At 36.9% G+C, this 20,048-nt stretch carries 12 protein-coding genes; 7 read left to right on the forward strand and 5 right to left on the reverse strand.

What is annotated here, in order from left to right; all coding sequences use genetic code 11:
• Positions 1-29 precede the first annotated feature (29 nt).
• Together secA and DUT69_RS17305 are read right to left on the reverse strand one after the other, a co-directional pair.
• A complete protein-coding gene (secA, locus tag DUT69_RS17300) occupies positions 30-3,332 on the reverse strand; it encodes a preprotein translocase subunit SecA (RefSeq protein WP_113654512.1) in 3,303 nt (1,100 codons plus the stop codon).
• 218 nt (positions 3,333-3,550) lie between these two features.
• Complete coding sequence (locus DUT69_RS17305) at positions 3,551-3,889, reverse strand: hypothetical protein (protein ID WP_113654513.1); 339 nt, start codon at positions 3,887-3,889, stop codon at positions 3,551-3,553.
• Between the two features lie 161 nt (positions 3,890-4,050).
• On the opposite strand from DUT69_RS17305, the gene purD reads away from it, so the two are divergent.
• Complete coding sequence (gene purD, locus DUT69_RS17310) at positions 4,051-5,322, forward strand: phosphoribosylamine--glycine ligase (protein ID WP_113654514.1); 1,272 nt, start codon at positions 4,051-4,053, stop codon at positions 5,320-5,322.
• A gap of 72 nt (positions 5,323-5,394) precedes the next feature.
• Here purD and DUT69_RS17315 read toward each other — a convergent pair whose 3' ends face one another.
• The gene (locus tag DUT69_RS17315; protein ID WP_205314298.1) at positions 5,395-6,603 is read right to left on the reverse strand and encodes an ROK family protein; all 1,209 of its coding nucleotides are present in this window, start codon (positions 6,601-6,603) and stop codon (positions 5,395-5,397) included.
• A gap of 335 nt (positions 6,604-6,938) precedes the next feature.
• Here DUT69_RS17315 and DUT69_RS17320 point away from each other — a divergent pair, with 335 nt between their 5' ends.
• A complete protein-coding gene (locus tag DUT69_RS17320) occupies positions 6,939-10,139 on the forward strand; it encodes a SusC/RagA family TonB-linked outer membrane protein (protein ID WP_113654516.1) in 3,201 nt (1,066 codons plus the stop codon).
• A gap of 10 nt (positions 10,140-10,149) precedes the next feature.
• The gene (locus DUT69_RS17325; RefSeq protein WP_113654517.1) at positions 10,150-12,000 is read left to right on the forward strand and encodes a RagB/SusD family nutrient uptake outer membrane protein; all 1,851 of its coding nucleotides are present in this window, start codon (positions 10,150-10,152) and stop codon (positions 11,998-12,000) included.
• Positions 12,001-12,142: 142 nt separating this feature from the next.
• On the opposite strand, the gene DUT69_RS17330 is transcribed toward DUT69_RS17325, so the two are convergent.
• The gene (locus tag DUT69_RS17330; RefSeq protein WP_113654518.1) at positions 12,143-13,324 is read right to left on the reverse strand and encodes a formimidoylglutamase; all 1,182 of its coding nucleotides are present in this window, start codon (positions 13,322-13,324) and stop codon (positions 12,143-12,145) included.
• 73 nt (positions 13,325-13,397) lie between these two features.
• On the opposite strand from DUT69_RS17330, the gene DUT69_RS17335 reads away from it, so the two are divergent.
• From DUT69_RS17335 to DUT69_RS17350, 4 genes are all read left to right on the forward strand, one after another.
• The gene (locus DUT69_RS17335; protein WP_113654519.1) at positions 13,398-14,366 is read left to right on the forward strand and encodes an NAD-dependent epimerase/dehydratase family protein; all 969 of its coding nucleotides are present in this window, start codon (positions 13,398-13,400) and stop codon (positions 14,364-14,366) included.
• The gene (locus DUT69_RS17340; protein WP_113654520.1) at positions 14,367-15,665 is read left to right on the forward strand and encodes an HAD-IB family phosphatase; all 1,299 of its coding nucleotides are present in this window, start codon (positions 14,367-14,369) and stop codon (positions 15,663-15,665) included. It begins immediately after the preceding gene.
• Positions 15,666-15,887: 222 nt separating this feature from the next.
• The gene (locus tag DUT69_RS17345) at positions 15,888-16,847 is read left to right on the forward strand and encodes a tryptophan 2,3-dioxygenase family protein (RefSeq protein ID WP_113654521.1); all 960 of its coding nucleotides are present in this window, start codon (positions 15,888-15,890) and stop codon (positions 16,845-16,847) included.
• Positions 16,848-16,908: 61 nt separating this feature from the next.
• Positions 16,909-17,973: a branched-chain amino acid aminotransferase gene (locus tag DUT69_RS17350; RefSeq protein ID WP_113654588.1), complete on the forward strand. Its 1,065-nt coding sequence runs from the start codon at positions 16,909-16,911 to the stop codon at positions 17,971-17,973.
• Between the two features lie 178 nt (positions 17,974-18,151).
• On the opposite strand, the gene DUT69_RS17355 is transcribed toward DUT69_RS17350, so the two are convergent.
• Entirely contained in the window at positions 18,152-19,954 is a 1,803-nt protein-coding gene (locus DUT69_RS17355; RefSeq protein ID WP_113654522.1) for a hypothetical protein, read from the reverse strand.
• Positions 19,955-20,048: the final 94 nt, after the last annotated feature.

Below are 20,048 nucleotides of genomic sequence, written 5' to 3' on the forward strand. Positions count from 1 at the left end.
AATTCGGCATTCTTATCTGGTATTACAAATTATGCATTTGCACCGTGGCAGTTTTTAAACTTTTTACCACTTCCACAAGGGCAAGGTTCATTTCTACCAACAGTTGCTTCTTTACGAATTGGCTGTTGTGCAACTTGTTCTCTTGTATCGCCAAACTCTGCACCTGGCTCTTCACTACCAAATTCTTGTTTAGTAGTTTGTAACTTTGGCTGAGGTTTTGGTGCCTGTGCTTCTCTAATATTTTCTGGTTCTGCTTGTACTGGAATACCACCTTTATACAAGAAACTAACCACTTCTTTATTTACCACATTTAACATACCTTTAAACAAGTTAAACGCTTCCATCTTATAAATGATTAATGGATCTTTTTGCTCGTAAACTGCATTCTGAACAGACTGTTTTAACTCATCCATTTCACGTAAATGCTCTTTCCAGCTATCATCTATCAAAGCAAGAATAATCGTTTTTTCGAATGCTTTAGTAACTTCTCTACCTTTATTCTCTATTGCTTTTTTAAGGTTTACAGGAACTTGAATATGGCGAATACCATCGGTAAACGGCACTACAACCTGTTCAATTTGCTCTCCTCGTTCTGCATAAACTTGCGATAAAACAGCCATGGACTGGTTAATTATTGCATCTGATTTACGAGCGTAGAACGTGGTAACTTCCTCAAACAAAATATCAGTTAATGAATTGATATTTTTGCTGTTGAATTCTTGCTCGGTAATAGCGGTATCAACAGAGAAATTTTTAATTACCTCTAATTTAAAACCTTCGTAATTTGATGAATCTTTATATTCGGTAACCACATCTTCGGCCACGTCAAATACCATATTATTCATATCTACATCTAAACGATCGCCAAATAAAGCATTTCTACGTTTAGCATAAATTACGGTACGTTGGCTGTTCATTACATCATCATACTCTAATAAACGCTTACGCACACCAAAGTTGTTCTCTTCTACTTTTTTCTGTGCACGCTCTATAGAATTGGTAATCATAGAATGCTGAATTACTTCGCCTTCTTCGATACCCATTTTAACCATGATGTTTGAGATACGCTCTGAACCGAACAAACGCATTAAATTATCTTCAAGCGATACGAAGAATTGTGAAGTTCCTGGATCTCCCTGACGACCAGCACGACCACGTAACTGCCTGTCTACACGACGAGACTCGTGACGCTCGGTACCTACAATTGCCAAACCTCCAGCTTCTTTTACGCCAGCTCCTAATTTAATATCGGTACCACGACCAGCCATGTTGGTTGCAATAGTAACCTGACCCGCTTGACCAGCTTCGGCAACAATATCTGCCTCTTTTTGGTGCATTTTAGCATTTAACACATTGTGCTTAATACCGCGAAGTTTAAGCATACGACTTAACAACTCAGAAATTTCAACTGAAGTTGTACCCACCAATACAGGGCGACCTGCTTGTGTTAAAGTAACAATTTCTTCTGCTACGGCATTGTATTTTTCGCGAATAGTGCGGTAAACGTAATCTTGATGATCTTTACGAGCCATCACACGATTAGTCGGAATTTCTACCACATCTAATTTATAGATAGACCAAAATTCGCCCGCTTCGGTAGTAGCTGTACCGGTCATACCGCAAAGTTTGTGGTACATACGGAAGAAATTTTGCAAAGTAACCGTTGCATAAGTTTGTGATGCATCTTCTACTTTAACATTTTCCTTAGCCTCTATCGCTTGGTGCAAACCATCAGAGTAACGACGGCCATCCATAATACGACCAGTTTGCTCATCAACGATTTTAATTTTTCCTTCGTCCACGATGTACTCAACGTCGTTTTCGAATAATGTATAAGCTTTTAATAATTGGTTAACAGAGTGAATACGTTCTGCTTTTACAGAATAATCACGCATTAAACTATCTTTATTAGCGATTTTTTCTTCGCTACTTAGACTAGATTTTTCAATTTCAGCAATTTCGGTACCTACATCGGGTAAAACGAAGAAACTTGCATCTTCTCCAGATTGGGTAATCAATTCGATACCTTTTTCTGTTAACTCTACCTGGTTATTTTTTTCGTCGATATAAAAGAACAATTCTGCATCTACCTTAGGCATATTTTTAGATTGTTCTGCCATGTAGTGATTCTCGGTTTTAAGCAAGGTCTGTCTAACACTTCCTTCACTTAAAAACTTAATCAACGCTTTACTTTTTGGCAAACCACGGTGCGCTCTCAATAAAGCTAATCCACCTTCGCCCTCTTCAGTTCCAGTATTACCAGCATTAATTAACTTTTTAGCTTCATTTAAAGCTTGCGCAACGTAGGTTTTTTGTGCATTAACCAAACGCTCGATACGCGGTTTAAGCTCATGAAACTCGTGCTGATCTCCAAATGGAACTGGACCAGAAATAATTAATGGTGTACGAGCATCATCAATTAAAACCGAATCGACCTCATCTACCATTGCAAAATGCAATTTACGTTGTACTAACTGATCTGGCGTTTGCGACATATTGTCACGCAAATAATCAAAACCAAACTCATTATTAGTACCATAAGTAATGTCTGCTAAATAAGCATTTCTACGTTCTTGAGAATTAGGCTCGTGTTTATCGATACAATCAACACGTAAGCCGTGGAACTCGAATAAAGGACCATTCCACTCGCTATCTCGACGAGCTAAGTAATCATTCACTGTTACAATGTGTACACCTTGACCAGCAAGTGCATTAAGATAAGCAGGCAATGTACTTACTAAGGTTTTACCCTCACCAGTAGCCATTTCGGCAATTTTACCGCTATTTAACACCATACCACCTATCAATTGCACATCGTAGTGCACCATGTTCCAAGAAACCTCTGTACCAGAAGCTGTCCATTTGTTAGCCCAAAGCGCTTTATCGCCAACAATTTTTACGTTTGATTTGCGAGCAGCGTAGTCTCTATCGTAATCAGTAGCCGTAACTTCCAATTGTTCGTTTTCGCTCAGACGGCGAGATGTTTCTTTAATAGTTGCAAAGGCTGCAGGCATAATTTGCAAAAGAACTTTTTCCAACTCTACATCACGTTCTTTTCCTAAAGCATCAACTTCATCATATAAAGCTGTTTTTTCTTGCAAAGACAATTCTGAATTTTCAGCGTCTTTTTTTAAGCCGGCAACTTTGCTATCTATTTCGGCCAGTGCATCTGCAATGGTTTGTTTAAATTCTACTGTTTTATTACGAATTTCATCGTTGCTTAACGACGAAAGTTTTGCGTATTCTTCATTAATTTGAGCTACTAAAGGCTGTAATGCTTTAATATCTCTTTCTGATTTGCTTCCAAATATCTTGGCTAAAAATCCTAACATGTTTTGTTATTGTTAATTGTTAAATGGTTGTATCTATAAAATTATTGAGCCCTATTAATATAAAGGCTATCACTCTACACTTGTTCCAACTTTGTAAATCGTAATTCGAGTTACAACAACCAAGCCACGGCTTATTGCTAAGTCAACTTGACAGTTAGATGTGTAAGCTTATGCTTTCTACCCAAAAGAATGTGGGTTTATATAAGAAAATATGATGCTTAGGGGCTATTGTTTTTTGCATTGCGCCTGGTGTTTAAATGCGCCACAAAGTGATTAGAAACTTTGTAAGTTGGCTCCTTTAAAGCAGGCAAAGTGCCAATTAGGGTAAGTTCGTTATACGACAGAAAAAACGGACTCGTGTGATCGTCTGTTTGAGCTGCACTTATATAAATATTCTCGTTAGTTACTTGTTGCCTGTTGCAATAACGCTCTGTTAACAAGCGTAAGCCATCTACTCTTTGCTCTGCTTTTGCGAGATGAGTAAGGCTAAAAAATACAAGCGATATAGTAACAATGTGCTTCATTACGGGCGCAAATCTAATTTTATTCTTCCACATACCGAAATTTGATTGCCTTATGCTAATCGAATTGCGTATTTAGCATGTTTAATATCAAAATCTGAACACTGTAACTGGTTTTAAAACCTATGTTTTTTACATTTCCTCGTGGCTTATAAGTATAAAGCAATATCTTTGCTGGCAAAGAAAACCCATTATTGATGAATATTTTACTACTTGGTTCTGGCGGAAGAGAATGTGCTTTTGCATGGAAAATCAGCCAATCGCCACTTTGCTCAAATTTGTTTATTGCCCCAGGAAATGCTGGTACTGGCGCTTACGGTAAAAATATAAACTTAAACCCTAACGATTTTGAAGCCGTAAAAGCTTTTGCTTTAAAGGAAGGCATTGAAATGTTGGTGGTTGGGCCAGAAGAACCTTTAGTAAATGGTATTCACGATTTTTTTGCTAACGATGAGGCTTTAGCCCACATTCCCGTTATAGGGCCCAAAAAGGAAGGTGCAATTTTAGAAGGAAGTAAAGATTTTTCTAAGCAGTTTATGGAACGCCATAACATCCCTACGGCAAAGTCTAAGTCTTTTACTAACGAAAACCTACAAGATGGTTTAGCTTATTTAGCGAACCACGCTACGCCAATTGTTTTAAAGGCAGATGGCTTAGCGGCCGGAAAAGGCGTTTTGATTTTAGATAATGTAGCAGAAGCGCAGGAAGAATTAAAACTAATGTTAGGTGGAAAATTCGGCAATGCCGGAAGTACCGTTGTGGTTGAAGAATTTTTAAGCGGGATTGAACTTTCTGTTTTCGTTTTAACGGACGGCGAAAACTACGTGATTCTGCCAGAGGCGAAGGACTACAAAAGGATTGGTCAGGGCGATACAGGTTTAAATACTGGCGGAATGGGTTCTGTTTCTCCAGTTCCATTTGCCAATGAAGCTTTTTTAGCAGAAATTAAAGAAACTATTATAGAGCCAACTGTAAAAGGATTAGCAAAAGACAATATAGATTATACGGGTTTTATCTTTTTTGGCTTGATTAAAGTTGGCGAAAAACCTTACGTAATAGAATACAACTGTCGTATGGGCGATCCGGAAACGGAAAGTGTAATACCGAGAATAGAAAGTGATTTAGTTGAACTTTTTAAAGCTGCAGCCGAAAAAAATCTTGGCAATTATAAATTAAAAATTAGCCCTAAAAACGCTGCTACTGTAATGCTTGTTGCCGGTGGTTATCCAGGCGACTACGATAAAGGGAAAGCTATTTCTGGCATCGAAAACATACGTCATTCTTATGCTTTCCATGCTGGCACAACTTTAGAGGGCGGTGTGGTAAAAACAAATGGTGGTAGAGTTTTGGCTGTTACTAGTTTACAAGACACACAATTTAATGCTTTGCAATGTGCAACAGCAGATGCTGGTCGCATCTATTTCGACGGAAAATATTTTAGAGAAGATATAGGTTTTGATTTAATTTAAAATAAGATCCCACACTTTGTGGAAATACCAAAGTTCTATTTTGCAAATTATAAATACATATTGATTATGTGTTTATAATTTGTTTTTTGATTCTTTTTCTATCTCTTTATCAATATAGTTTTCCAAAACAAAACTAGTAATACCTAAAATACCTGCATCAATACCAAGTTCTGAGGTAACTATTGTATTTTTTTCCCTTATTTGCGACATGCAGTAGGTATTTATAGCTTGTTGCATAGGAATTGTGATGTATTGTTTTGCCTCAGCCATCTTGCCACCAAGAATAATCATTTCTGGATTGAACAACTGTATCAGTGATGCGATAGATTTGCCCATTTGCCCACCAACATCTGCCAAGATTTTTATCGCATACTGATCTCCAAGATTTGCAGCATCTATAACCACATGAGGTTCAATTTCATTTATTTCCTTATCGGACAATTTGTTTAGCAAAGAATATGCTCCGGATTGAATTCCATCTTTTGCCTTCTGTGCCAATGCAATTCCAGAGGCTACCGTTTCTAAACAGCCACGCTTACCGCAATAACACAAAATGCCATCGTCAACAAACGGTATATGACCTAGCTCTCCAGAAAAACCAGAGGTTCCAGTTCTCAATTGGCCATCCATAATTATACCTAATCCAATACCCCAATCCATTAAAAGAACTAAAACATCATTTTTATCCTTAGCTAATCCAAATTTTTTCTCAGCAACAGTATAACTTTTAACATCGTTTTGTATATAAACTGGTTTTTTAAACGTATCCTCAAGAGCCTGTTGCAAGGAGCGCAGTTGATCTGTATGAATAATAAATGTATGATTATTACCCTGTTTAGCATCGACCAAACCAGGCATACTTATGCCAATTCCGGTAAGTTTGTCTATATCAAATTTTGCTTCACTAATTAATAACGACACCATTTTATGGAGTGCTGAGATTGGATCAGTTTCGTTAGAAATATTGAAATCGTAAGTTTTAGCAGATACCACATAATTATAACAGTTATCAAGTATTGCAATTTTTGTTTGGTATCGCTCCATTACAATACTCAAAACAAAGAAACTATTTTGCAAAATATTGTACAAATCCGGCCTTCTCCCTCCTACTGAGTTACCATGGCCTTCCTTGTGCAAAATTTTATCATCGATTAGGCTTGAAACTAAAGCTACGCAGGTTGGTGCGCTAATATTTACCAATGCGCATAAGTCAAATATGCTTTTGCTTCCGCTCAATAGCGCCTTAATTATTTTCAGTTTTACTAACTTTTTCTTAGCCAAGGGATATATTTTAATTTTCACATAGTTACAAAAATTACAATAGAAATCAATGAGATTTCCAACTTAAATAAAAATTTTATTTAAGTTTTAATAAATAAATAAAATTTACTTGTTTTTTTAATACAATATGATAAATTTGATTTTAATTAACCAATTTTTATGAACAAGATGTTACGTAACATTTAAATCATTTAATGCATTGAAAACTTGAAAAAGAGAAAGGAAAAAATGGGATAACAAAATTTACTACTATTTATCGGATCAATTTGGCATTTAATTCAATGGCATAAAATGTATCCAACACAATTCAATCAACCAAAATAAACCATTCATTTATGAAATTACTTAAACCCAAACCAAAAGACATAAATCGCATGAGGAGAAAATCAGATCATGCAAAAAATCAAATAGCATTCGCTATTTTATCATTTTTTTGTTTTAGCTTTTTTAACGTTTCATTTACAAAAGCCGCCGACAGTTATACTTACCATGTAAACTCAGTCATTAAAAGAGACATTACCATAAAAGGGACGGTGAAAGATGAGCTAGGCTCACCAATTCCCGGGGTTTCGATAAAGGAAAAAGGAACATCCAACACGGCAATTACAAATGACCAAGGAGAATTTACGATTAAGGCTACATCAGAACAAAGTATTCTAGTAATTTCTTATCTCGGATTTTCTACTCAAGAAATTAAAGCCACAAACAATATCAATATTGTTCTTAAAGAAGATGCTGCAGGTTTAGATGAAGTTGTGGTGGTAGGTTTTGGCCAACAAAAAAAGGCTAGTGTTGTTGGGGCGATTTCTACAATTTCGGCTAAAGATTTAAAAGTGCCAACAAGTACACTTAGCAATGCTTTTGCCGGCCGTGTGGCAGGTATTATTGCCGTACAACGAGGTGGGGAGCCAGGTGCAGATGGTTCAAATTTCTACATCAGGGGTATTTCAACATTTGCAGGTCCGGCTAGTGCGTTGATATTTATTGATGGAATTGAATCTACTACTGCAGACATGAATGCCCTACCATCAGAAGTAATTGATAACTTTTCTGTTCTTAAAGACGCATCTGCAACTGCACTTTATGGTGCACGTGGCGCTAATGGTGTACTGCTAATAACAACCAAACGAGGTGGAGATTTAAATAAAGCCATTATTAACGCAAGGATAGAAAATACATTTTCTACACCAACACAGTTAGTTAAAATGGCTAATGGCGTAGACTATATGAATGCGTTTAATTATGCTATTTTAAATCGTAACCCTACTGCTTCTCCTAGATTTTCTCAAGAAAAAATTAACGGCACAATGAATGGTCTTGATCCGATACTATATCCTAACGTAGATTGGCAAGATTATTTATTTAAAGAATATTCTGCAAACCAATATGCTAATCTAAATGTAAAGGGCGGTAGCCAAAAAGCAGATTATTTTGTGAGTGCTAATTTTAACAACAATAATGGTATGTTAAAAAAAGACCCATTAAACAAATTTAACAGCAACATTAGAGAAAAACAATACAACCTTTTAGCTAATGTGGGTGTAAACCTTACGTCACAAACTAAAATTGTACTTAGATTAAATTCAAGGTTAGAAGATTATGGTGGCACCAATACTTCAATACAAAATATTTACAACCAAATTTTTTATGCTCCACCTGCGCTTTTTGCACCTGTGTTGCCTAATCAAAATAACGAAGACTACATCTTGTTTGGAAACCTAAACGGCGGTCCAATACCTAGTGGTTCGGGAAGTAATATTTACCGCAACCCCTATGCAACAATGGTAAGCGGCTACAACAAAAGATTCTCATCTACAAATACTGCATCCATAGACGCCTCTCAAGATTTAAAATTCTTACTTCCTGGATTAACTTTAAAAGGTCTACTTTCTTTTAGAAACTACGCTAGAACAAACGTTTTAAGAAATTTCACACCTTATTACAACGAGGTATCTGGCTCAACAACCGATGCCCAAGGAAACACAAACTATATCTACAAAAGTGTTTCAAGAGGTAATTCAGCTTTAACTTCCACAACAAACAACGAAGGTAACAGGTTAATGAATGTTAATTTCGTTTTAGACTGGCTTAAATCATACGGCAATCATGACGTATCTGCAATGGTTACCTATTTATCAAGAGAGCAAAGCAATAACACACCAGGAACCGACGCTAATGCTTTTAGAAATAGTTTACCAGTGCGTAACCAAGGTTTTGCTGGTCGCTTAACTTACGGCTATAAGTCAAAATACTTTTTTGAGGGTAATTTTGGATACAACGGCTCTGAAAACTTTGCTAAAGGTGATAGATTCGGATTTTTCCCTTCGTTGGCCGCAGGATACTTAATTTCAAATGAAGAATTTTGGCAGCCACTATCTAAAGTTGTAAGTTCTTTAAAAATACGTGGCTCGTGGGGTATTGTAGGCAACGCCGCTGTTTATAGTAGCGATGGTTCCGCTATTAAATTCCCTTATCTTGACAATGTCTCTCTGACTGGCCTAGCTTATACCTTTGGAGACACCTGGCAAACAACGGCTTCGGGCGCTCAAATTACTACGTTGGGAGCAACAGGTGCCATTTGGGAAAGAGGCGAAAAAATGAACTTAGGTATAGATTTAAGTCTATTTAACAAATTAACGGTTAGTGCCGATGTTTACAAAGAAAATCGGGATGACATCTTTATGCAAAGAGAAGTTATACCGGCTGAAACCGGCATCATAACCATCAATCCTTATGCAAATTTAGGCAAGGTAAAAAACGAAGGCTTTGATGTTAACCTTAGTTATAACCAACAAGTAACTAAAAACTTTTTTATTAATTTGAGAGGAACTATCACGTACGCAAAAAACACATTAATTGCTCGAGACGAACCTCAGTTAGCTTATCCTTACTTATCCAAAATAGGACATCCGCTTAACCACCAGTTTGGGTTAATTGCAGATGGTTTATATAAAGATGCTGCGGATGTTACTAATAGCGCAAAATCGGCTTACAGCAATGTTATTCTGCCTGGAGATATCAAATACCGAGACTTAAACAATGACGGTATAATTAACGACAACGACAGAACAGTTATAGGAACACCTTATGTTCCACAATTGATCTACGGATTTGGACTTACCTCAAAATATAAAAACTTCGACTTTGGATTCTTTTTTCAAGGATCTGGAAAAAGTAGCATTATGATGAGCAGTATTCATCCCTTCAATTCAGATCAGTCGACGTTGTTTGATTTTATTGCCAAAGATTATTGGAGAGAAGATAATCCAAATGCAGCGTACCCAAGATTGATAAATAATATTAATAGCCATAACAACTTCCAACCCTCTACATTTTGGCTAAGAGATGTTTCTTTTTTAAGATTAAAAAATGTGGAAGTTGGTTACACTTATAAAAATTACAGGTTATTTTTCTCAGGGCAAAATTTATTAACCTTCTCTGATTTTAAACACTGGGACCCGGAAGTTGGATCTGCAAACGGATTAACCTATCCTAACCTAAAAGTATATTCTATTGCACTTCAGTTAAATTTTTAAACTTAATTATATGAAAAAGATATTAATTTATATAACATTAATATGCAGTTTGATGAGCTGCAATTATTTGGAAGTCGTTCCTGATGATGCACCTAAATTAGATGATGCGTTTAAAAACGAAACCAGCACCGAAGCATTCTTATTTGGATGTTACAGTTTTATTCCAAACTATAACCACGCACGTAATAATTTCTCGTGGTTAATGTCTAACGAAACTGTTGCTTCGTACCATTGGGGAACACAGTATTTTTCTTTCCTACAAATACAGCAAGGTATAAATACAGCATCAGCACCAACATTAGACATTTGGGGCAATGCATACTCTGGCATACGTCAATGTTATTTATTTTTGCAAAATGTAGAGAAAGCTAAGCCGTTAACTATCTCTCAGGCAGAGTTTGACATTAAAAAAGCCAAGTGGATCAGCGAAGCTAACTTCCTAATCGCCTATTACCACTACCTTTTACTTCAAAATTACGGACCAGTTGTTATAGTTGATAAATATATACCCGTTGATGCAACCGGAGATGAATTTTTCTTACCTAGAAGTTCTTATGACGAATGTGTAAACTATATCGCTTCTAAATTTGATGCAGCAATGGCAAATTTACCAGATAATGTACCTGCCTCAGAATTTGGAAAACCAACAAAATCAGTTGCTCAAGCGCTTAAATCAAGAATGTTTATTTTTGCCGCAAGTCCTTTGTTTAATGGCAATAGCGAGTATTACAGCAATTTTACCAACAAAGACGGCGCTAAGTTAATTTCGCAAACTTTCGACAAAGAAAAGTGGAAAAAGGCCATGGACGAGACTAAAAAAGCTATCGACATGTTTGAAGCGCAAGGGGGAAAGCTATATAACTATACAAAAGCGCCAGTTGCTGATCCATTTGAACAGGCTGTACTAAACACACGTTGGCAAATGGTAGACCCATGGAACGTTGAATTGATATGGGGCTACTCTGGTTATAAAGAAGTTGCAGGCGCAACAGAATCTTTCCAAACGTTGGCTATGCCAAGAGGATGGAAAACCGGAACGCCAAATGGAGGTATTGGAGCAACATTATCAGCGGTAGAAAAATTTTATACCAAAAATGGTATACCAGCAGAGAAAGACCCTTCATTTGATTGGGCCAACCGCTTTACAATAGCAACTGGAGACAATACAATAAAGCTACATAGAAACAGAGAGCCACGATTTTACGCATATATAGGTTTTGACAGAGGCGACTATGAGGTTGGCGGCATTAAAAGACAACTTCTTCTTAAAGCTGGAGAAACTAATGGTTTGCCTGTAAACGCACAAACCGAACCTCAGATAAATAACGACCATTTATACTCGGGGTACGCAATAAAAAAAGGAATTCACCCTGGGTCTAACGTAACCTCTACTTTATTTTCTGTTACAGCCTATCCCTACCCAATTATCCGTTTAGCAGAGTTGTATTTAAATTATGCAGAAGCTTGTGCGGAATATACAGGAGCACTAAACGCCGATGCAACCAAATACGTGAATGCGGTAAGGGCAAGAGCAGGTATACCTACATTAGTAGCCTCAAATGGTAACTTAACAGGCACTGCGTTAATTGACGCGCTACACAGAGAAAAGATGATAGAATTTATGTTTGAAGGACATTCTTTATACGATTTAAAGCGTTGGAAAATGGCGGAAGCTTACTATGCACCCGACAGAAATGGGATGAGGGGACTATATTCTCAAGGAAAAACTAATGCAACTTTCTACAGAGACTACACGCTTATTGGCAGGCCATTCATTTTTAATAGGCAAACCAACCTGTTTCCAATTAACCAAAAGTACATAGACAAAAACCATAAGTTAGTTCAAAATCCTGGTTGGTAGAATACGGCAAATTTTACGCTGAAAAAGGGGTTGTTTTCATTAAGAAAATAACCCCTTTTTATTTTAAACGTCCCACCGTATTAAAAAACCTATTTGTACCGATGCAACATACTATAACCAGGTGTTTCGTCTCAAAAATTCACTAAATTAATTTCTGGTAAGTTCTCCACCATAAATCTGGCATTTCGCCATTAACAGCGGTGTTGTAATCGTCATAACGGCAAGGCACTAAATGGTAGCGCTCGTTTTTTGAAATACCGGAAGGGTAAGGAACCTGCATCCACCATCTATCAGAACGTTTGCTTTTTACAAAATTCATCTCGCCAGAACCATCTTTTAAACTCGCTCTGTAAATAATGTATTGCGATTTTGGCGTAAGCGGAAAATCTTGTTTGCGGTTATAAAATCCATCTACAAAATACCAAACCATTTGCGCTAAAAGCATTGCCGTTTGTCCGTTTCTATCGTACGCCGGATTAAATTCGTAAAAACCTATCGATGTAAGTTTATCATTCATCCCCGCATATCTAGTAATTCTACAGGCATCTTCACCGTAAAAACCATTCGGACCAGCATTGATATTTGCACAAGCATCACTGGATCTAATCGCACCCAAATCAAAACTAACCATATTGGCGTTTCTAATTACTGGTTCAGTTAAACTAATATCTGGCAAAAACTCCCCTAACCTATGGGCATCAAAATAAAGCTTATCCATTACCTTTAAGCTATCTTGGTTTACAAAATAAGTTTGGTAACCAATGTTACTATAGTTGAACAAATAATTAGGCTGATGCAAGAAAATCTTACTCAAATATGAATTTGATGTGGTTTCCACACCCTCGCCCTCATCTTCATCCAAATCAAACTTACTGTCAACCACAACTAAATCTACCTTTTGCTCTAATTGCTCGTAGGCCATGTATTGGGCATAGGTAATGTCTTGTCCGCCACCAATAATTACAGGCAAGATGTTAAGCTTAACCAATTCCTGCACGGCAGTTTTAACTGCAAAATAAGTATCAGAAACTGCTCTGCCAGCAATAATATTACCCAAATCGATAATTTTGCTTGTAAAAGCACCTTCGTTAAGTTTATAAAATTGTTCGCGAAAATAATCCGCTGCCAGCGCACAACCATTGTTATTAACTGCTCCTCTGTCGTCGTTAACACCTATAATAGCTATATCAAAGCTTTTTTCTTCGAGTTCTGGAAACCGATCTGTATAAAATTGAGCTTTTAACCCTAGCTGACTAGTAAGAAAACCTTGCTTCGGACTAAATTTGTCGGGGTTAATTGGCGAAAAAAAATCTGATAAAGACATAAAAGCGATATAAATTTGCCCTCAAATATCTATTTTTGAGCGGACATATTAATGAAAACCTAAAAAAATTGCAATGATACTGGTAACCGGAGCCACTGGTTTTTTAGGCGCAGAGTTAATTAAACAACTTACCGACAAGCAGATTAAAGTACGTGCTATTAAAAGAAGCACTTCTAAAATTCCTGCATTAATTACCGGCAACCCACTAATAGAATGGGTTGTTGCAGATATTAACGAGCCAGAATCTTTGGCCGATGCCTTCGAAGATGTTACCCAAGTTTATCATTGTGCTGCATTTGTTTCTTTTGACCCGAAGGAGAAAGCCAAACTCCTAAAAATAAATATCGAAGGAACCGAAAATATTGTAACGCTATGTATAGAAAACAATGCTAGGTTATTACACGTAAGTTCCATTGCCGCTTTGGGTAACGCAAAAAAAGGCGAACAAATAACCGAAAAAGATTTCTGGGAGTATGATGCAAATGTACATTCGTACGCCATCTCCAAATATGAGGGAGAAATGCAGGTTTGGCGTGGCATAGCCGAAGGCTTAAATGCGGTAATTGTAAATCCGGCAGTTATTATTGGCAAAAATGCTGGTTTTGCTGGTAGTGGCGCAATTTTTAAATTAGTTAAAGACGGACTTAAGTTTTACACCGATGGTGCAACCGGAATTGTAGATGTAGAAGATGTGGCTAAAGCGATGATTTTATTGATGGATAGCGATATTACCGAAGAACGTTTTACCCTTTCTGCAGACAATTTGCATTACAAAGATTTTTTTGCAGCTATTGCAAACGGCTTTAGCATTAAGGCACCGGCAACAGCTGCCAAACCTTGGATGTTGGGCATTGCGTGGCGAGCAGCAAAATTTGCTTCGTGGTTTACCGGCAAAGCACCCGCTTTAACAAAAGACGCTGCAAAAAGTAGCTTTAACTTAAGTTATTACAGTAACAACAAAATAAAAAATACGCTAAATTTCGAATTTAAACCTTTACAACAAAGCATACTGGAAATTTGCCAAGCCTTGAAACAATCTTAAATGAAACCTCAAAACTTTTACATCATCGATTTCGATAGCACTTTTACGCAAGTAGAAGCGCTTGACGAGCTTGCCCGTATTTCTTTAAAAAATCATCCTGATAAAGAAGCGATTTTTCAGAAAATTGAAGACTATACCAATTTGGCTATGGAAGGTAAACTATCTTTTTCTGAAAGTTTGGCACAACGCGTTAAGCTATTGGAAGCCGATGAAAAGCATTTAAAACAACTTATTACCCGTTTAAAAAAGAAAGTGTCTAGTTCGTTTTCTCGCAACGCGGATTTTTTTAAAAAACATGCAGATGAAGTTCTGATTGTTTCTGGCGGATTTAAAGAATTCATCACTCCGGTAGTAAGCCAATATCACATTAAAAAAGAGAACATCTACGCCAACACTTTTGTAACCACAGGCGATGGAAAAATTATAGATTACGACCATGCAAACCCACTAAGCGAAGAAGGCGGAAAAGTAAAATTAATTGGCCAGATGAATTTGCAAGGCGATTTATTTGGCATTGGCGATGGATATTCTGATTATCAGCTTCGCGAAAGCGGGTTGATTAAGAAGTTTTACGCATTCACAGAAAACATCGCCAGAGAAAGTATTATTGCCAAAGCAGATCATATTACACCTAGCTTCGACGAGTTTTTGTACGTTAATAATTTGCCAAGGGCGATTTCCTATCCTAAAAACAGAATCTTGTGTTTGGTTGTTGGCGATGCACCCGAAGAAACCATCGCTCTGCTAAAAAAAGACGGATTTTCGGTAAGGCATAAAAGCTCTTTTGAAGAAAAATACGTTGCAGATGTTGGTTTATTGATTTTGGCTAATGGCGAAAAAATCGAAGAGGAAAAGCTGAACCGAGCAGTTAAACTAAAAACAATCGGTTATTTAGGAAATGCCAGGAATAAGTTCTCTTTGCAAACTTGCACAGAAATGGGCATTGTAGTATTCGACGACCAGAAAAGCAATCCTCGAAATGCCTCTTTCATTACCAAAAGAGTAATTGATTTTATGAACAAAGGCGCTACTTATTTAAGCACGAATTTTCCTAATCTGCAATTGCCGGCTATAGATAAATCGCATCGACTAATTCATATCCATAAAAATGTACCGGGCATTATGGCGCAGATAAATACGATTTTCGCTAAGCACAATATCAATATTGTAGGGCAGTTTTTAATGACAAATCCAAACATCGGCTATGCCATTACAGATATCAATGCCGAGTATGATAAAATTTTGTTTAAATCGCTTAAAAAGATTGAAAATACGATAAAATTTAGGGTACTTTACTAACAAACGATTTTTGCTAATTTGCATCAATAAAAATGATGAACAACCCATCCCTTATAACAACAAATATATCTGAGACTTGTAGCGCTTGGAAATGGGCTAGGATTATCAGTTTGGTAATTGCAAGACCAAGTTAGTTAGCATCTGTTTTCGGAAAATTCGATTTATAAAATCGAACGAGCAAACAGACTAGTTAACTGGCAATTTTGCCTTACCAATCATTACATGGAAATTACACCAGCAATACAAGAAAAAATAAATAAGCTTCAAGAAAAATATGAAGCAATGGGGCAAGATATGGCCTCTTACTTGGATGGCCTTTTATATGCCGACTTTTTAACCTATTGGGATTACATCCATCTTGATACCTTACTAAGTTTACAAAGCCCAAAAACCCCTTTTCCTGATGAAGAAATTTTCATCATGTACCACCAAATTACCGAACTTTATTTTAAACTTACTTTACACGAGTGCAAACAAATTGCCGAACATGAGCAGTTAACACCAAAGTTTTTTACCGACAGGGTTAAGCGAATTAATGCATATTTTAATGCACTTACCACCTCTTTCGAAGTGATGGTAAACGGTATGGAGAAAGAGCAATTTCTAAAATTTAGGATGTCTCTTTTACCTGCCAGCGGTTTTCAATCTGGCCAGTATAGGATGATTGAAATTGCTGCTACAAACTTTACGCAATTGGTAGACAAAAGCAAACGCGAGGAGCTTGCGAATGCAACTATCGACGAGAAATTTGAATACATCTATTGGAAATTTGGGGCAACCGAACTTGCATCGGGCAAACAGACGCTTACTTTAAAACAGTTTATTAAAAAATATGCGCACCAGTTTTTAGCCTTAGCTAAGGAAAGGGAATTTAGCAACTTCTCTGCTTTGTATTTTAGGCTAAAGGAAAGCGGTGAAGATGTAGCAGAATTGGCTGAAGAATTACGCAAATTAGACTTATATGTAAATGTAGAATGGCCCTTGGCGCATTACAAATCGGCGGTTAGGTATTTAGAAAAAGACCCAGTAGATGTGGCGGCCACAGGTGGCACAAATTGGCAGAAATACTTGCCTCCGCGTTTTCAAAAGAGAATTTTTTATCCGTTTTTATGGACCGAAGAGCAGATGAACGAATGGGGAAAAGGATGGGTGCTTAGTGTACTTCAAACACTTCGGAAATAAAAATAAATTGGGTTTTAAGCCCATTTTTGAGTACTTTTGCACAGCATTAAATCTTACAGCAGTGATAGATACCTTACAGATTAAAACTACAAAAACTAGCCACCCTAGGTTAGCGGAAACCGATTTTAACAACTTGCCGTTTGGTAAAATTTATACCGACCATATGTTTGTTGCAGATTTTGAAGATGGCGAATGGAAGAATTTTGAAATTATGCCTTATGGCGAAATTCAAATGAGTCCTGCTATTTCTGCTTTACATTATGGACAGGCAATTTTCGAAGGCATGAAAGCTTATCGTTTACCTAACGGTGAGATTAGTGTTTTTAGAGCGAATAAAAACTTGGAGCGTTTTAATATCTCTGCAGATAGAATGGCGATGCCAACCTTACCTGAAGAAATTTTTATGCAAGCGGTTTCTTCGCTAATTGCCCTGGATAAAGGTTGGGTACCGTCACAAGAAAACTACTCGCTTTATTTAAGACCAGTAATGTTTGCTACAGATACTTCTTTAGGTGTTAGAGCAAGTGATACCTATAAATTTGTTTTATTAGCTACACCAACTGGTCCGTACTATAACAAAGCATTAAAAGTAAAAATTGAAACTAAATATACTCGTGCAAACGAGGGTGGCGTAGGTTATGCAAAAACTGCAGGTAACTACGCACGTTCTTTATATCCATTTGCGCAAGCTCAAAAAGAAGGTTTCGACCAATTAATCTGGACAGATTCTGCTACACATAATTATGTGGAAGAATCTGGTGCCGCCAACTTAATGTTTGTTATAGATGGCAAAATTGTAACCGCAGCTGTGGGCGAAACTATTTTAAATGGCATTACTCGCGATACCTTAATTGCTCTTGCAAAAAACAAGGGTATTGAAGTTGAAGAACGTAAAGTAAGCGTTGCTGAAATTATTGAAGGCATTAAAAACGGTTCACTTACCGAAGCATTTGCTGTTGGTACCGCCGCAACTGTTACCCAAATTGGAGAAATTGGTTTTGAAGGCGAGCTTTACAAATTAAGTGATGTTAGCGAAAGAACAATTTCTACAAGCTTAGCAAAGGAATTAAATGATATCCGTTACGGATTAAAAGATGATGAGTTTGGTTGGAACTGGATAGTGTAAACATAAGATTAATATAAAAAAGCGCCTTGCAAGATTTTGCAAGGCGCTTTTTTATTTATCGCTCTAGCATAGTGCATTTAGAGCACACAAATAATGCGGACTTCAAATCCTGAAATATTGATCTTTCGAGATGTCATTCGGAACTTCTTAAACAGCATTTTTCTGAAAAGAAAAGCGCCTATCTCTGTTCGCGTTCCCGTTTTTCTATTCTAATCTGCCTTCGCCTTCTACGCTCATCTCTATCGTCTTTCATCTGCTCAAACTTATTTACTTGCGCTCTAATCTCGGCTTCTTTACTAGGAGAAACGCCAACACAATACTTCACCCCTTGAAATAAAGTCTTCCAGATGAAACTAAAGAACGAAGCAGTTGGTTGACGTTTGAAATTTATTTTCGCTGTTGTAAGTTTTCCTGCCGGACTAGGATTATCTGAATAAATTACCAAAGCATTTGCCAAAATAGACAGCAGGCCCTGCTTAACCAATCTGGTTTTGCCTTCTTCCTTTTTAAGTAATCCTACAGATAAATCGTTGTAAGTAAAACCCAGGTTACCTTTCGCAATGTCTTTGTCTGTTTTTATATCAAAATCAAGCTTTTTAATCATACCACGATTTACTTGAATCATGCCTAAAGGCTTGGTAATTTCGTTTAGTTTTCTGCCATCTAAATTGCTTAGCGAACCATTATAGTCAAATGCACCAGTTGGTGATGTTAAATTGAATTTAAAGTTTACCAACAACTTTCCCTGCCCCATTACATAACTCTCTAAGTTAGCCAGCATGATGGGATTTTTGTCTTTTATTTTTTTTGCATTTGTAGCATTAGAAATTACGCCCGATGTATTCTGGAAAGTTATTTTTCCGCGTTGTTTGCTATCTTTATCGAACTCCGCATAGCTAACGTCTATGTTGCTTAATCGTATTTTTTTTATGGTAATTTCTTCGTTTAGAAGTTGTAGTAACTGATGCGGAAATCTACCCGTTTTAACCTTCTCTTGTTTAGGATAATTGTTATCGTTAAAAACAGCAACCAGTCCGTCGGCAATATTCATTTCGCTAGCCAAAATTTCTCTTTTACGTAAATATGCCGGAAGGTTTAAGCCCTCTAATCCGATATTGTTTAACTGTATGCTAAAACGATCTCTGGCGTAGCCGTTAACTTTTGCAAAATCAGCTTCGCTATATCTTGGAACCAGCGCAAACTTTTTAATATTTGCCATCCCGCTTGATGCGGTAAAATCAAAATCGCTAGCATTAATATAGTACATGCTGTCTGGAGTGGCATAGCTGTAATTGTTCAAATTTACGTGTACATCTTTAAGCAAGTATAAACGGCTAGTGTCTGTTGCAGAAAGAGAGTCTATTAACCAGTCGGTTAATTTTATATTTAAATGGCTAACGGAATCTATTTCCGGAAAACTGCCGTTATTGTTAACGTACTTAAATCTCGCATTTTTAAAATCTATTGTTTCTACACGGAGTGATTTAAATAGCTTTTTAATATAATCGTATGGAGATTTTAGCGGTCTGGGAGGTAAATCTTCGTTAAACTCAAACTGCTTGTTTACCATTGTAATCTCTGGTTTGTCGAACAACAGCAACTTTACATCTACCTCTTTTTTAAAGAACACCTTAAATGGCCTAAAATTTTTAATGGCTACTTTTTTTAGCTTAATATAATAGAGGTTATTGGGCGCCTTCGAATCCAAAATCTGCGACTTATAGGCATTCGTATCCGGAGTAATGGTTACATCTAAAATAGTGGCCGAACCAGTTATTAAATTGGTATGGAGATCAGAAAAATCTACTTTATAAAGACCGTTGGTAGATTTAAGCACCATTTCCCTGAGCTCTTGCTTAATTAAGGGTTTAAGCCTTGCACTAATTGCCCAAGATATGCCAACAATAACCACAGCAAGAACAAGTACGGCAACTAAAATCCGCTTAAAAATCTTGTATTTCTTTGCACTGTGTTTTGCCATTCGTTTTCTAATTTAAACCCAATATAACACAAATCTTTTAGCACAAAGTGATGCCAGTAAGTTAAATTAGGTTAAAATTAAAATCAATTATAAA

The sequence above is a fragment of the Pedobacter namyangjuensis genome, from assembly GCF_003313325.1.
GTDB lineage: Bacteria > Bacteroidota > Bacteroidia > Sphingobacteriales > Sphingobacteriaceae > Pedobacter > Pedobacter namyangjuensis.

Coding starts and splice junctions, on each gene's coding strand:
- secA (WP_113654512.1), bottom strand. CDS start 3,332: ATGTTAGGATTTTTAGCCAAGATATTTGGAAGCAAATCAGAAAGAGAT.
- DUT69_RS17305 (WP_113654513.1), bottom strand. CDS start 3,889: ATGTGGAAGAATAAAATTAGATTTGCGCCCGTAATGAAGCACATTGTT.
- purD (WP_113654514.1), top strand. CDS start 4,051: ATGAATATTTTACTACTTGGTTCTGGCGGAAGAGAATGTGCTTTTGCA.
- DUT69_RS17320 (WP_113654516.1), top strand. CDS start 6,939: ATGAAATTACTTAAACCCAAACCAAAAGACATAAATCGCATGAGGAGA.
- DUT69_RS17325 (WP_113654517.1), top strand. CDS start 10,150: ATGAAAAAGATATTAATTTATATAACATTAATATGCAGTTTGATGAGC.
- DUT69_RS17330 (WP_113654518.1), bottom strand. CDS start 13,324: ATGTCTTTATCAGATTTTTTTTCGCCAATTAACCCCGACAAATTTAGT.
- DUT69_RS17335 (WP_113654519.1), top strand. CDS start 13,398: ATGATACTGGTAACCGGAGCCACTGGTTTTTTAGGCGCAGAGTTAATT.
- DUT69_RS17340 (WP_113654520.1), top strand. CDS start 14,367: ATGAAACCTCAAAACTTTTACATCATCGATTTCGATAGCACTTTTACG.
- DUT69_RS17345 (WP_113654521.1), top strand. CDS start 15,888: ATGGAAATTACACCAGCAATACAAGAAAAAATAAATAAGCTTCAAGAA.
- DUT69_RS17355 (WP_113654522.1), bottom strand. CDS start 19,954: ATGGCAAAACACAGTGCAAAGAAATACAAGATTTTTAAGCGGATTTTA.